The sequence below is a fragment of the Pseudomonas silensiensis genome, from assembly GCF_050434865.1.
GTDB lineage: Bacteria > Pseudomonadota > Gammaproteobacteria > Pseudomonadales > Pseudomonadaceae > Aquipseudomonas > Aquipseudomonas fluorescens_W.
In genome coordinates, this window is the sequence record NZ_JBNDJH010000032.1 from 29173 (window position 1) to 41841 (window position 12669).

Annotated in this window: 13 protein-coding genes; 4 read left to right on the forward strand and 9 right to left on the reverse strand. The window is 59.8% G+C overall.

Going from position 1 to position 12669, the window contains the following annotated elements:
* Positions 1-106: 106 nt before the first annotated feature.
* Complete coding sequence (katE, locus tag QF010_RS30715; RefSeq protein WP_429534574.1) at positions 107-2245, reverse strand: catalase HPII; 2139 nt, start codon at positions 2243-2245, stop codon at positions 107-109.
* A 263-nt stretch (positions 2246-2508) separates the two neighbouring features.
* On the opposite strand from katE, the gene QF010_RS30720 reads away from it, so the two are divergent.
* The 3 genes from QF010_RS30720 to QF010_RS30730 all read left to right on the forward strand — a co-directional run bounded on the left by QF010_RS30720 (position 2509) and on the right by QF010_RS30730 (position 5038).
* Entirely contained in the window at positions 2509-3516 is a 1008-nt protein-coding gene (locus QF010_RS30720; protein ID WP_046055313.1) for a methionine ABC transporter ATP-binding protein, read from the forward strand.
* A complete protein-coding gene (locus tag QF010_RS30725) occupies positions 3516-4190 on the forward strand; it encodes a methionine ABC transporter permease (protein ID WP_033059807.1) in 675 nt (224 codons plus the stop codon). Before QF010_RS30720 ends, QF010_RS30725 begins: the two co-directional genes overlap by 1 nt.
* Positions 4191-4264: 74 nt before the next feature.
* Positions 4265-5038, forward strand: coding sequence for a MetQ/NlpA family ABC transporter substrate-binding protein (locus QF010_RS30730; protein ID WP_429534575.1), 774 nt, complete (start codon positions 4265-4267; stop codon positions 5036-5038).
* Between the two features lie 178 nt (positions 5039-5216).
* Here the strand turns inward: QF010_RS30730 and QF010_RS30735 are convergent, their stop codons facing one another.
* Genes QF010_RS30735 through QF010_RS30755 form a run of 5 tightly spaced genes read right to left on the reverse strand, consistent with a single transcriptional unit; the run spans position 5217 to position 9125 of the window.
* Positions 5217-5852, reverse strand: coding sequence for an SCO family protein (locus tag QF010_RS30735; RefSeq protein WP_429534576.1), 636 nt, complete (start codon positions 5850-5852; stop codon positions 5217-5219).
* Entirely contained in the window at positions 5849-6748 is a 900-nt protein-coding gene (gene cyoE / locus QF010_RS30740; protein WP_033059812.1) for a heme o synthase, read from the reverse strand. Before cyoE ends, QF010_RS30735 begins: the two co-directional genes overlap by 4 nt.
* Positions 6736-7815, reverse strand: coding sequence for a COX15/CtaA family protein (locus QF010_RS30745; protein ID WP_033059814.1), 1080 nt, complete (start codon positions 7813-7815; stop codon positions 6736-6738). Before QF010_RS30745 ends, cyoE begins: the two co-directional genes overlap by 13 nt.
* 10 nt (positions 7816-7825) lie before the next feature.
* Complete coding sequence (locus QF010_RS30750) at positions 7826-8419, reverse strand: hypothetical protein (protein WP_033059816.1); 594 nt, start codon at positions 8417-8419, stop codon at positions 7826-7828.
* Positions 8385-9125 carry an SURF1 family protein gene (locus QF010_RS30755; protein WP_429534577.1) on the reverse strand — a complete coding sequence of 247 codons (741 nt, stop codon included), beginning with the start codon at positions 9123-9125 and terminating at the stop codon, positions 8385-8387. The genes QF010_RS30750 and QF010_RS30755 overlap by 35 nt, the downstream gene beginning before the upstream one ends.
* A 70-nt stretch (positions 9126-9195) precedes the next feature.
* On the opposite strand from QF010_RS30755, the gene QF010_RS30760 reads away from it, so the two are divergent.
* Entirely contained in the window at positions 9196-9399 is a 204-nt protein-coding gene (locus QF010_RS30760) for a twin transmembrane helix small protein (protein ID WP_008064738.1), read from the forward strand.
* 3 nt (positions 9400-9402) lie between these two features.
* On the opposite strand, the gene QF010_RS30765 is transcribed toward QF010_RS30760, so the two are convergent.
* The 3 genes from QF010_RS30765 to ctaD form a co-directional block, all read right to left on the reverse strand.
* A complete protein-coding gene (locus tag QF010_RS30765; RefSeq protein WP_033059820.1) occupies positions 9403-10290 on the reverse strand; it encodes a cytochrome c oxidase subunit 3 in 888 nt (295 codons plus the stop codon).
* Positions 10291-10315: 25 nt separating this feature from the next.
* Positions 10316-10867, reverse strand: a complete 552-nt coding sequence (locus QF010_RS30770; RefSeq protein ID WP_046044864.1) for a cytochrome c oxidase assembly protein — start codon at positions 10865-10867, stop codon at positions 10316-10318.
* A 180-nt stretch (positions 10868-11047) separates the two neighbouring features.
* Complete coding sequence (gene ctaD, locus QF010_RS30775; protein ID WP_008152477.1) at positions 11048-12640, reverse strand: cytochrome c oxidase subunit I; 1593 nt, start codon at positions 12638-12640, stop codon at positions 11048-11050.
* Positions 12641-12669: the final 29 nt, after the last annotated feature.

Consider the following 12669-nt stretch of genomic DNA (forward strand, 5'->3'; position numbering starts at 1 on the left):
TCGCGAGCAGGCTCACTCCCACAGTTGACCGCGTTCTTTTGAACAACCCGGTCAACTGTGGGAGCGAGCCTGCTCGCGAAGGCGTCCTTGCCATCGATACAAAACCTCAGGCCGGAATTGTCTTGGCCTTAGCCTCCCTGTCCCACACCCGATGCTGCCCGATCGCGGCAAAAAACGGTTTGATCAGCTTCGCATCCGTGCCCACGATCAACCCCGCATCAGCCTCCAGCTTCAACACATCCAGCAACTGTTTGGCCTCGCCCTGCAGCGCAATCGCCTTCAAGTGCTTGTACGCCTCCAGCACGTAATGCAGCGCCACGCCGTCAGTGCTCAACGCCTTGATCGACGCCGCGCCACCGGGCACAAACACCGCGTCGAACGCCACCGAAGGCAAGCCTTCCATCGACGCATCGACCGGCAATACTTTGCTATCGGCGGTGGTCACAGGAGCAGAAGTCGGGCCGAGCAGTTTGGCGTGCGCACCTTCGGCCTTCAGCGCTTTCTTCATGGCATCAATCGCTGCACCATCGACGCCATTGGCTGCCAGGATTGCCACTTTGCGGGTTTTGATATCCGCCGGCAGCAAATTGGCCTGACTCAGGGCCGGCGAGTGATCCAGTGAGGTTTTGCGTACTTCGACCGTCCCGGCTTTGGGCGCGGGCAACCCCAGGTTCTGCGCCACGCGCTTGGCCAGTTCCAGATCGATGTTGGCCAGAATCTCATTCACCTGACGCGCGCGGATGAACTCCCGCTCCACCTTGCCCAACTCGAAGCTGTAAGCCGAGATGATGTGCTCCTGCTCGTGCTTGCTCATGCTGTGGAAAAACAGCCGCGCCTGGGAGAAGTGGTCGCTGAATGATTCGCTGCGCTGACGGATCTTGTTGGCGTCGATGCGCTCTGGATAACTTTCGAAGCCACCATCCTGGGCTGCCGGCGGTGTTTCTTTGGGCCAACCGCTATCAATGGAGTTCGGCTCGTAGGACGCGCGGCCCTTGTCGATGGTGGTGCGATGCAACGCGTCCCGTTGACCATTGTGGAACGGCGCCACCGGGCGGTTGATCGGGATTTCGTGAAAGTTCGGCCCACCGAGTCGGCTGATTTGTGTATCGGTGTAGGAAAACAGCCGACCTTGCAGCAATGGATCGTTGGAAAAGTCGATCCCTGGCACGATATGCCCAGGGCAGAAGGCGACCTGTTCGGTTTCGGCGAAGAAGTTATCGGGGTTGCGGTTGAGGGTCATTTTGCCCAACGGGGTGATCGGCACCAGTTCTTCCGGAATCAGCTTGGTCGGGTCGAGGATGTCGAAGTCGAATTTATGTTCGTTCTCCTCCTCGATGATCTGTACGCCCAGTTCCCATTGCGGGTAGTCGCCCATTTCGATCGACTCCCAGAGATCGCGACGGTGGTAATCCGTGTCTTTACCGGCGAGCTTCTGCGCTTCATCCCACACCAGCGAACAGGTCCCGGCAGTGGGGCGCCAATGGAATTTGACGAAGCGCGATTTACCTTCGGCGTTGATCAGGCGAAAGGTGTGAACACCGAAGCCTTGCATGCTGCGCAGGCTTTTCGGGATCGCCCGGTCGGACATGGTCCAGATCACCATGTGCGCCGACTCCGGTACCAGAGAGACAAAATCCCAAAAGGTATCGTGAGCTGAACCGCCGGTGGGCATCTCATTGTGCGGCTCGGGTTTCACCGCGTGCACGAAGTCAGGAAACTTGATCGCATCCTGAATGAAAAACACCGGCATGTTGTTGCCCACCAGGTCGAAGTTGCCTTCGTCGGTGAAAAACTTCACTGCGAAACCTCGTACGTCCCGCACGGTATCGCCCGACCCACGAGGGCCCTGCACCGTGGAGAAGCGGACGAAGACCGGGGTTTTTTGGCTTGGGTCTTGTAGGAATCCGGCCTTGGTCAATACGGAGTGAGCTTCATAGCTCTGGAAGTAGCCGTGAGCTCCGGTGCCGCGGGCGTGGACGATGCGCTCGGGAATGCGTTCATGGTCAAAGTGCGTGATCTTTTCACGCATGATGAAGTCTTCCAGCAACGATGGCCCGCGGGCGCCGGCCTTCAACGTGTTCTGGTTGTCCGAGACTTTCACGCCCTGGTTGGTGCGCAGGGCCTGTTCAGTGGCGTCGGAGCGAAATTGTTCCAGGCTGTCGAGCTTGGCATTGGTGTTTGCGCGGTCCGGGGTATCGGTCCCGGCCAGTGCGCTTTTGGTTGCGGCAGGTTTTTTAGTACTCATCAGACAAAACTCCTCGTTGCGATTCCCGCCGTAGCCAGGACTCTTGAGCAATGCCCCAGGCGCGGACCGGGGGCGTTTTCGAGTTGCCTAATTAGTGACTGATGACGTTTTGCGCCGTTCCTTTTTTCTAACCTTTGATCGCGTTATTGCCAAATGGAAGGTTGAATGCGGAATAAATGCTAATAACCTCTATACGGACAGGCTAAAATGCGCGCCCGGCTAACCGCTGACCCTTTTCCAACGCGCCCCACAAGGTTCGCTACGTGATCGAGTTTCAAAACGTCCACAAAACCTACCGCGTCGCCGGTAAGGATATTCCCGCCCTGCATCCGACCAGTCTGACGATTGAGAACGGTCAGGTCTTCGGTCTGATCGGCCATTCCGGTGCGGGAAAAAGTACCCTGCTGCGTCTGATCAATCGCCTGGAAGAGTCCAGTGGCGGCAAGATATTCGTCGACGGCGAAGAAGTCACCGCGCTCGACGCCAACAGCCTGCGACGTTTCCGTCAGCAAGTCGGGATGATTTTCCAGCACTTCAACTTGCTGGCGTCCAAGACCGTGGCCGACAACGTCGCGCTGCCACTGACCCTGGCCGGTGAACTGTCGCGCAGCGAGATTGACCGGCGTGTGGCCGAATTGCTGAAGCGGGTCGGCCTGTCCGACCATGCCAAAAAGTACCCGGCGCAATTGTCCGGTGGCCAGAAGCAGCGCGTCGGCATCGCCCGCGCCCTGGCGACCAAGCCGAAAATCCTGCTGTGCGACGAAGCCACCAGCGCACTGGACCCGCAGACCACTGCGTCGGTCCTGCAATTGCTGGCCGAGATCAATCGCGAGCTGAAGCTGACCATCGTGTTGATCACCCACGAGATGGACGTGATCCGCCGGGTCTGCGACCAGGTTGCGGTGATGGACGCTGGCGTGATCGTCGAGCAAGGTTCGGTCGCCGAGGTGTTCCTGCATCCGAAGCACCCGACCACCAAGCGCTTCGTGCAAGAAGACGAGCAGATCGATGAAAGCGAGCAGCGCGACGACTTCGCTCACGTTCCAGGCCGCATCGTGCGTCTGACGTTCCAGGGCGAAGCGACCTACGCACCGCTACTGGGCACCGTCGCTCGTGAAACGGGTGTGGACTACAGCATCCTGGCCGGTCGTATCGACCGAATCAAAGACGTGCCCTACGGGCAGTTGACCCTGGCCGTTACCGGTGGCGACATGGAAGCGGCGTTCGCCCGCTTCACTGCAGCTGACGTCCATATGGAGGTGCTGCGCTGATGGAAGTCCTGACAAGTTTCTTCGTCAATATCGACTGGTTCGAAATCTGGTTGGCTACCGGCGACACCTTCCTCATGCTCTTCGGTTCGCTGTTGTTCACCGTTTTGCTTGGCCTGCCCCTGGGCGTGCTGTTGTTCCTCTGCAGCCCGCGTCAGTTGCTGGAAGCCAAAGGCGTCTACGCGATGCTGTCACTGGTGGTGAACATCCTGCGTTCGCTGCCGTTCATCATTCTGCTGATCGTGATGATTCCGTTCACGGTGTTGATCACCGGTACGTCCCTCGGTGTCGCCGGTGCGATTCCACCGCTGGTGGTGGGCGCTACGCCGTTCTTCGCGCGGCTGGTGGAAACCGCCCTGCGTGAAGTGGATCGCGGCATCATCGAGGCGACCCAGGCCATGGGCGCGACGACGCGGCAGATCATCACCAATGCCTTGCTGCCGGAAGCCCGCCCTGGCATCTTCGCCGCGATTACGGTGACAGCCATTACACTGGTGTCCTACACGGCGATGGCAGGTGTGGTCGGCGCGGGTGGTTTGGGCGACCTGGCGATCCGTTTCGGTTACCAGCGTTTCCAGCCTGATGTGATGGTCGTGACGGTGATGTTGCTGCTGGTGATCGTTCAGGTTCTGCAAACCGTTGGCGACAAGTTGGTTGTCCACTTTTCCCGTAAATGACAATTGAGCCGGCCATTCGCTGGCAGGCGCTAAATTCAGGCGTCGCAAGCGAGTACCCACAAGGAGTTAGCTGAATGAAAAAAATACTCGTAGCGCTCGCAGCCGTTGCAGCGTTTTCTGCTCAGGCCGATGAAACCCTGACCGTCGCGGCCACCCCGGTCCCGCACGCAGAAATCCTCGAATTCGTGAAACCGGCGCTGGCCAAAGAAGGCGTGGACCTGAAGGTCAAAGTCTTCACCGACTACATCCAGCCGAACGTGCAGGTAGCCGAAAAACGTCTGGACGCCAACTTCTTCCAGCACCAGCCATACCTCGATGAATTCAACAAGGCCAAGGGCACCAACCTGGTCGCCGTTGCCGGGGTACACCTGGAACCGCTGGGCGCTTACTCCAGCAAGTACAAAGCACTGACCGAGCTGCCAGGCGGCGCCAACGTGGTTATCCCGAACGACGCCACCAACGGCGGCCGTGCGCTGTTGCTGCTGGCCAAGGCTGGCCTGATCAAGTTGAAGGATTCGAACAACATCCTGGCGACCGTGAAGGACATCACCGAGAACACCAAGGACCTGAAATTCCGTGAACTGGAAGCCGCGACCATCCCGCGCGTGCTGACCCAGGTCGACCTGGCGCTGATCAACACCAACTACGCGCTGGAAGCCAAACTTGACCCGTCCAAGGACGCGCTGGTCATCGAAGGCAGCGACTCGCCTTACGTGAACATCCTCGTTGCCCGTCCAGACGACAAGGACAGCGAAGCGATGAAGAAGCTGATTGCTGCCCTGCACAGCCCGGAAGTGAAAGCCTTCATCCTCGAGAAGTACAAAGGCGCGGTCGTGCCGGCGTTCTGATTCGAAGCAGTAACGAAAAATGGGGCGCATTGAATGCGCCCCATTTTTTTATGCCTGAAACACCGTCCCCTGTAGGAGTGAGCCTGCTCGCGATAGCGCCATCACTGCCAACATTGATGTTGAAGGTCAGACCGCTATCGCGAGCAGGCTCACTCCTACAGGGGGTATGCGGTGTTAATTATTTGCGGGTAAGCATCACCGGCAACTGTGCCACCAATTTCACGTTGTTCAGCGGTGCGCGAATGAACCCACGTTGCGTTCCGTCCGGCCCGATCACTGCCAGGTTGCCGCTGTGATCGACGGTGTAGTTTGGCTTGCTGGTGTCCGCCGGAATGAACGGAATGCTCACCGCGTTGGCCAGTTTCTGAATGTCTTCAACCGACGAAGCCGTCAGCCCTTGGAACTGCGGATCGAAGTAGCCCAGGTACTGTTTGAGCTGATTGGGTGTGTCGCGATTCGGGTCGACGCTGACCAGAATGATCTGCAACCTGGCCACAGCCTCTGGCGGCAGTTCGCTTTTGATCTGGCGCAGCTGGGCGAGGGTGGTCGGGCAGATGTCCGGGCAGAAGGTGTAGCCGAAGAACAGCAGCGACCATTTGTCTTTCAGCTCGTTGATCGCCACCGGCTTGCCGTCCTGATCGGTCATCGTCAAGTCCGGCAGGTTGCGGCTTTGCGGTAGCAGAATGATCCCGGCATCGATCAGCGCCGTCGGGTCGCCCTGGCCTTTGCCGGACAGCACTTTGTTGATGGTCAGGCCCAGGACCAGCGCGATCAGGGCGACAAGGATGAAGACGGTTTTCTGGGTTCGAGTCATAGGTTCAACAGTAAGTAGTGGTCTACGAGCAGCGCGATAAACAGCAGGAACAAGTAGTAAATAGAGTACTTGAACGTGTTGATCGCCGCGTGCGGCCGAGTGCCACGGTACAGCACCACGGCCCATTGCAGAAACCTCGCGCCCAGTCCCAGCGCGCAAATCAGGTAGAGCATGCCGCTCATGTGGATCACGTACGGCATCAGGCTGACGGCCAGCAGCGCAAAGGTATAAAGCAGGATGTGGACCTTGGTGTAGTGCTCGCCATGGGTCACCGGCAGCATCGGAATATCGGCCTTGGCGTATTCCTCTTTGCGGTGAATGGCCAGCGCCCAAAAGTGCGGTGGGGTCCAGGCGAAGATAATCAGCACCAGCAGCAGTGGTTCGGCGCTGACATGACCGGTGGCGGCGGTCCAGCCGAGCAGCGGCGGGGCGGCGCCGGCCAGTCCGCCGATGACGATGTTTTGCGGCGTCGCGCGTTTCAGGAAACCGGTGTAGACCACCGCATAGCCGAGCAGCGAGGCCAGGGTCAGCCAGGCCGTCAGTGGATTGGTGAAGGCCAGCAGTACGGCTTGCCCAAGCACCGCCAATACCAAGGCAAACGTCAGCGCGGCCGCCGGTGACACTCGACCTTCGGCCAAGGGACGTTTGTGCGTGCGGGCCATGACCGCATCGATGCGTCGGTCCACCACATGATTGACGGCTGCCGCACCACCGGCACACAAGGCAATCCCCAGATTGCCGAACACCAGCACCGTCCACGGCACCCCGGCGCGGGTCGCGAGGAACATCCCCACCAGTGAGGTGATGAGCATCAGCACCACCACTTTCGGCTTGGTCAGCTCCAGGTAGTCACGCCAGATCGCCTGACTGTGACGTGCGCCGATCAGAGTCGCCATGGCATCTCTCCTTTTATAGTTATGGGCCCGGCTGAGTGTTTGCGCGGGCTGAACCGCCAGCGCGCAGGGGGTTGCTGCTTGACCCGAACCAGACTGGTTCGCGCGTGATAATTGACCAGCACCATCGTCAGCAACAGTGCCGCGCCGCCCGCGTTATGCGCGACGGCCACTGGCAGTGGAAGGTGAAACAGCACATTGCTGATGCCGAGGGTGATTTGTGCGGCGAGTGCAATCAGTACCAGCCCGGCCAGGCGCGTCATGCCGACCACCTTCAATTGCCACGCCAACCCGATCAGCACCAGCGTCACTAACAATGCGCCGATGCGGTGAGTCACATGAATCGCGGTGCGGGCATCACTGTCCAGTTGCCCGCCGAGGTAATTGGGGCCGATGTGTTGGGTCAGGTGAAAACCGTTGGCGAAGTCCGCGGGCGGCAGCCATTGCCCATGACAGGTCGGGAAGTCGATACAGGCCACCGCTGCGTAGTTGGAACTGACCCACCCACCCAAGGCTATTTGCAGGATCACCAGCAGCAACCCGGCGGTTGCCCAGTACTGCAAACGCCGTGGCACGGTCAGCGCCGGCAACACGCCGGACAATCGCAAGGTCAGCAAAAACAACAGACTCAACGTCGCAAAACCACCGAGTAAATGCCCGGTGACCACTTGCGGCCAGAGCTTGAGCGTCACCGTCCACATACCGAACGCTGCCTGGGCGAACACCACGGCGAGCAGGAACAACGGCAACTTCACCGGTTGCCCCGGATGACGACGATGGACCCAGGCGCGACCCGCCAGCACCGAGATCAACAGCCCCAGCGTGCCGGCGAAGTAGCGGTGAACCATTTCGTTCCAGCCCTTATGGGCTTCGACGGGAGCGTCGGGAAAATGCAGTTCGGCATGGGCCAATTGAACTTCGCTTTTTGGCACGCTGATAAACCCATAGCAACCCGGCCAGTCCGGGCAGCCGAGCCCGGCGTGGGTCAGGCGGGTGTAGGCGCCGAGCAACACCACAATCAGTGCCAGCAAGGTGGCAAACAACGCGAGGCGAAATCCAGGTTTGGCCATGACGATGCCCTTATCCGATGTTCGACAGTTTCAGCAAATGGCGCAGGTCGTTGAGCAGATCCTTACCCTTCACCGTCGGGTCGTAGCGCAGCACCAGATTGCCGTGAGGGTCGATGATCCACAGCTGCGGCACAGCTTTGTCGCCGGCAGTTTTCTGGAAGTCGGTCAGGCTCAGTGGATAGCGCTGCAATTGAGGATACTCGCGCGTGAGCTTGGCGTCGTACTCGCTGCTCAGCGGTTGTGCCACGGCCAAGGCATGACTGGCGCGCCCGGCATCACGGCCGAGGCCGATCTGGATCTGCCGCGCCAGGTACACCAGTTGCTGGCAGTCCACCGAGCAATCCTTGGGCGCGGTCACCAGTATCTGCCAGCGATCCTCCTGCGCCTGCACGCCGAGGTCGGCGCGGGTCTGGCCGTTGCCGATCAGTTCGCCGTGATAGCTGCGACCTTCCGGCACCCAGAACTGTAATTTGTACATGCCGGTGGCGAGGATCATCGGACCGATCACCCCAAGCAGGATCAGCAGCAACTGCAAGCGACCTTTACGCCGACTCGCCGGCGTTTTCGCCTCAGACATGCTGGGTGGATTCATGGCCGCTCCCATGGTGTTTCTCCTTTGCGTTGTGCCAGCCGAGATAGAGATAGAGGCCGAACAGGGCGATCGACATGGCGAACCACTGCACGGCATAAGCCAGGTGTTTTTCCGGTCCCATGGCGACTACCGGCCAGTCAGCCTGGTAAGTCGCGGGACCGCTTTCTGCGCGTAATTCGTAGGCAAAACCTTCGCGATCCAGCGCCGTCCAGAGCCTGGCCGGTTCGACCGCGGTGATCAGTTGTGGCCAGGTCGTGGTGTTCGGGTCGGCGTGCAACTGGAAAGTGGCGCCGGGGGAGACGTAGACCCAGGCATCAAGACTCAAGGCCTGGGTCGGTGTGGTGAATTGCGGTGGGGTGCGGCGATCCGGCCATGGCAGCCAGCCGCGATTGACCAGCAGCCAGAGGCCGGTCGCCTGATCCTGAAACGGTTGCAGCAGTTCGACGCCAACCTTGCCGCCACGCTGACGGTTATCCAGCAACAGGCTGTGGGCGGCATCGAACTGGCCGTGCAAACGAACCCGGCGGAAGGCCGGATCTGCGGTGTGTTGCAGCTCGGTGCTGGCCATTGGTTCGGCGGCACGGCGCTGGGTGTAACTTTGCAGCAGCGCGCTTTTCTCTGCGCCCCGGCTCAATTGCCAGAACCCGAGTGACACCAGCATGGGCAACAACACTGCGACCACCAGGGTCGGCACGATGCCCGGCCGGAAACGCTTCATGGCGTCGCCAGAAAGTCGGTAGTCGCGATAGCTATACTCAAGTGCATCGCCTTTCCCCCGGAGTCTCACCATGCTCAAAGCAGCCATCGTCCTGATGCTGATTGCCACGGTTGTCAGCCTGTTCAGCGGCCTGTTTTTTCTGGTCAAGGACGACAGCAGCTCGAACCGCCTCGTCATTGCCTTGAGTGTTCGTGTTGCGCTGGCCGCCATTACCGTCGGCTTGATTGCCTGGGGTTTTTTCAGCGGCCAGTTGGTGTCACACGCACCTTGGTAAGCCTCAGAGCACGTAGACGAAAACGAAAAGACCGATCCACACCACGTCCACGAAGTGCCAGTACCAACTCGCCGCTTCAAACGCGAACTGATGATCGGCGTCGAAGTGCCCGCGCATGATCCGCATCAACATCACAAACAGGATGATGGTGCCGATGGTCACGTGGGCGCCGTGGAAGCCGGTGAGCATGAAGAAGGTCGCGCCGTAGATGCCCGAACCGAGCGTCAGGCCCAGTTCGTGGTAGGCATGTATGTATTCTTCGGCCTGAAAACTGAGGAACGCGCAGCCCAATAACACGGTGAGTGCCAGCCAGATTTTCAGCGCGCCGCGATGACCTTTCTTCAAGGCGTGGTGAGCGATGGTCACGGTGACGCTGGAACTCACCAGCAGAACGGTATTGAGCAGCGGCAGGCCCCAGGGGCTGATGACTTCTTTGGGCGGCGGAAAGAGTTTCGGGTCAGGGGTATGCAGCAATGGCCATGCAAACTGGAAGTTCGGCCAGAGCATATGAGCGAGGCCTTTGGCTCCTTCACCCCCAAGCGCCGGGCCGGAAATGTTACGCACATAAAACAGCGCGCCGAAGAACGCGATGAAGAACATCACCTCCGAGAAGATGAACCAGCTCATGCCCCAGCGGAACGAGCGATCCATCTGTGCGCTGTACAACCCCTGGCGGCTTTCCTTGATCACCGTACCGAACCAGCCGAACAGCATGTAGGCCACCAGCAGGCCGCCGACGAAAAAGATCAGCGGGCCGTGGGACTCCGGCCGCGCCGCCTTCAGGTCGTTGAACCAGGTGGCCAGGCCGAACACGGTGACGAACATACCGACCGTGGCAATGATCGGCCATTTGCTTTGGGCCGGTACGTAATAGTGTTCATGAGTTGCCATTTATTGTTCTCCTTATCGGGCACGCTCAGCCGCCAGTATTTACAGCCACCGGTGGATGTCGGGCGGTGATATCGAACAGCGTGTAGGACAGCGTCAGGTGCTTCACATCCTTGGGCATGTCACGGTCAACGATGAAACGTACCGGCATCTCGATCCGTTGACCGGGCTGCAGCACTTGCTGGGTAAAGCAGAAACATTCGGTCTTGTGGAAGTACGCCGCCGCGGCGCTGGGCGCGATGCTCGGAACTGCCTGGGCACTCATCGGGCGGTCGGTCGGGTTATGGGCGATGAAAATCATCTCGTTCACCGCCCCCGGGTTCGCCACCAGTTCGTCGCCCTTGGGGTAGAAGTCCCAGGACATGTCGGCGGAATTGGTCGACAGAAACTGCACGCGGACCTGCCGCGAGGTATCGACCGTTTGTTCGCCCTCGTACTGCCCGCCGGTCTTGCCGTTGATGCCGAACGCCTTGCACATCACGTCGTAGATCGGCACCAGGGCAAACCCAAAGACAAACATCGCCACCACCACCAGCAGCAGGCGCGTGACCAGTTTTTTCAACGAAATAGAGTCAGCCATGACTTCCAACCTCTACGCATAACCCTGTAGGAGCGGGCCTTTGTGGCGAGGGAGCTTGCTCCCGCTGGGGCGCGAAGCGGCCCCAAAAGCTTTGCGTCTGCTTCGCAGCCGAGCGGGACGGTGCGGCGATCCGACAAGCTCCCTCGCCACATACGCTCGCTCCCACAAAGGCAAGGCTGTTCATTTCACTTCCGGCGGCGTGGTGAAGGTGTGATACGGCGCCGGTGACGGGATGCTCCATTCCAGACCTTCGGCCCCATCCCACGGTTTGGCCGGTGCTGGCGGGCCACCACGGATGGTCTTGATCACGATAAACAGGAAGAAGATCTGCGTGGCGCCGAACATGAACGCACCGATCGACGACACCATGTTGAAGTCGGCGAATTGCAGGTTGTAGTCGGGAATCCGCCGCGGCATGCCCGCCAGCCCCACGAAGTGCATCGGGAAGAACGCCATGTTCATGCCGATGAACGAGAGCCAGAAGTGCAGCTTGCCCAGGGTTTCGTCGTACATGTGGCCGGTCCATTTCGGCATCCAGTAGTAGGCCGAGGCGAAGATCCCGAAGATCGCCCCCGGCACCAGTACGTAGTGGAAGTGCGCGACCACAAAGTAGGTGTCCTGGTACTGGAAGTCCGCCGGGGCGATGGCCAGCATCAACCCGGAGAAACCGCCGATGGAGAACAGGATCACGAACGCCACCGCAAACAGCATCGGTGTCTCGAAGGTCAGCGAGCCTTGCCACATGGTGCTGGCCCAGTTGAACACCTTCACGCCGGTCGGCACCGCGATCAGCAACGTGGCGTACATGAAGAACAACTCGCCCACCAACGGAATGCCGACCACGAACATGTGGTGCGCCCAGACGATGAACGACAGGAACGCGATACTCGCCGTCGCATAGACCATCGAGGTGTAGCCAAACAGCGGCTTGCGCGAAAAGGCCGGAATGATCGAGCTGACGGCACCGAAGGCCGGCAGGATCATGATGTACACCTCGGGGTGACCGAAGAACCAGAACACATGCTGGAACAATACCGGGTCACCGCCACCGGCGGCACTGAAGAAGCTGGTGCCGAAGTGGATGTCCATCAGCATCATCGTCACGCAGCCGGCCAGTACCGGCATCACCGCGATCAGCAGGAACGCGGTAATCAGCCAGGTCCAGACGAACAGCGGCATTTTCATCAGCGTCATGCCGGGGGCGCGCAGGTTGAGGATGGTGGCGATCACGTTGATCGCACCCATGATCGAACTGATCCCCATCAAGTGGATGGCAAAGATGAAGAAGGTCACGCTTTCCGGTGCGTAGGTCGTCGACAGCGGGGCGTAGAACGTCCAGCCGAAGTTCGGTCCACCGCCGGGGGTGAACAGGGTCGATACCAGCAGGATGAACGCCGCCGGCAACAGCCAGAAGCTGAAGTTGTTCATCCGTGGCAGCGCCATGTCCGGCGCGCCGATCATTAACGGGATCATCCAGTTGGCGAGGCCGACGAAGGCCGGCATCACCGCACCGAAGACCATCACCAGACCGTGCATGGTGGTCATCTGGTTGAAGAATTCCGGCTGGACGATTTGCAGGCCCGGCTGGAACAACTCGGCGCGAATCACCATCGCAAACGAGCCCCCGAGCAAGAACATGGAGAACGCGAACCACAGGTACAGCGTGCCGATATCCTTGTGGTTGGTGGTCAGCACCCAGCGCATCAGGCCTTTGGCGGGGCCGTGGGCGTGGGCGGTGCCGGTATGAACATGGTCATCGACGACAGCAGTCATGTCCTGTCTCCTGCAAACAGATGGGCTGG

Bases quoted from the DNA above. Each gene is read 5' to 3' on its own strand.
- katE (WP_429534574.1), bottom strand. From the start codon at position 2,245: ATGAGTACTAAAAAACCTGCCGCAACCAAAAGCGCACTGGCCGGGACC.
- QF010_RS30725 (WP_033059807.1), top strand. From the start codon at position 3,516: ATGGAAGTCCTGACAAGTTTCTTCGTCAATATCGACTGGTTCGAAATC.
- QF010_RS30730 (WP_429534575.1), top strand. From the start codon at position 4,265: ATGAAAAAAATACTCGTAGCGCTCGCAGCCGTTGCAGCGTTTTCTGCT.
- QF010_RS30735 (WP_429534576.1), bottom strand. From the start codon at position 5,852: ATGACTCGAACCCAGAAAACCGTCTTCATCCTTGTCGCCCTGATCGCG.
- cyoE (WP_033059812.1), bottom strand. From the start codon at position 6,748: ATGGCGACTCTGATCGGCGCACGTCACAGTCAGGCGATCTGGCGTGAC.
- QF010_RS30745 (WP_033059814.1), bottom strand. From the start codon at position 7,815: ATGGCCAAACCTGGATTTCGCCTCGCGTTGTTTGCCACCTTGCTGGCA.
- QF010_RS30750 (WP_033059816.1), bottom strand. From the start codon at position 8,419: ATGGGAGCGGCCATGAATCCACCCAGCATGTCTGAGGCGAAAACGCCG.
- QF010_RS30755 (WP_429534577.1), bottom strand. From the start codon at position 9,125: ATGAAGCGTTTCCGGCCGGGCATCGTGCCGACCCTGGTGGTCGCAGTG.
- QF010_RS30760 (WP_008064738.1), top strand. From the start codon at position 9,196: ATGCTCAAAGCAGCCATCGTCCTGATGCTGATTGCCACGGTTGTCAGC.
- QF010_RS30765 (WP_033059820.1), bottom strand. From the start codon at position 10,290: ATGGCAACTCATGAACACTATTACGTACCGGCCCAAAGCAAATGGCCG.
- QF010_RS30770 (WP_046044864.1), bottom strand. From the start codon at position 10,867: ATGGCTGACTCTATTTCGTTGAAAAAACTGGTCACGCGCCTGCTGCTG.
- ctaD (WP_008152477.1), bottom strand. From the start codon at position 12,640: ATGACTGCTGTCGTCGATGACCATGTTCATACCGGCACCGCCCACGCC.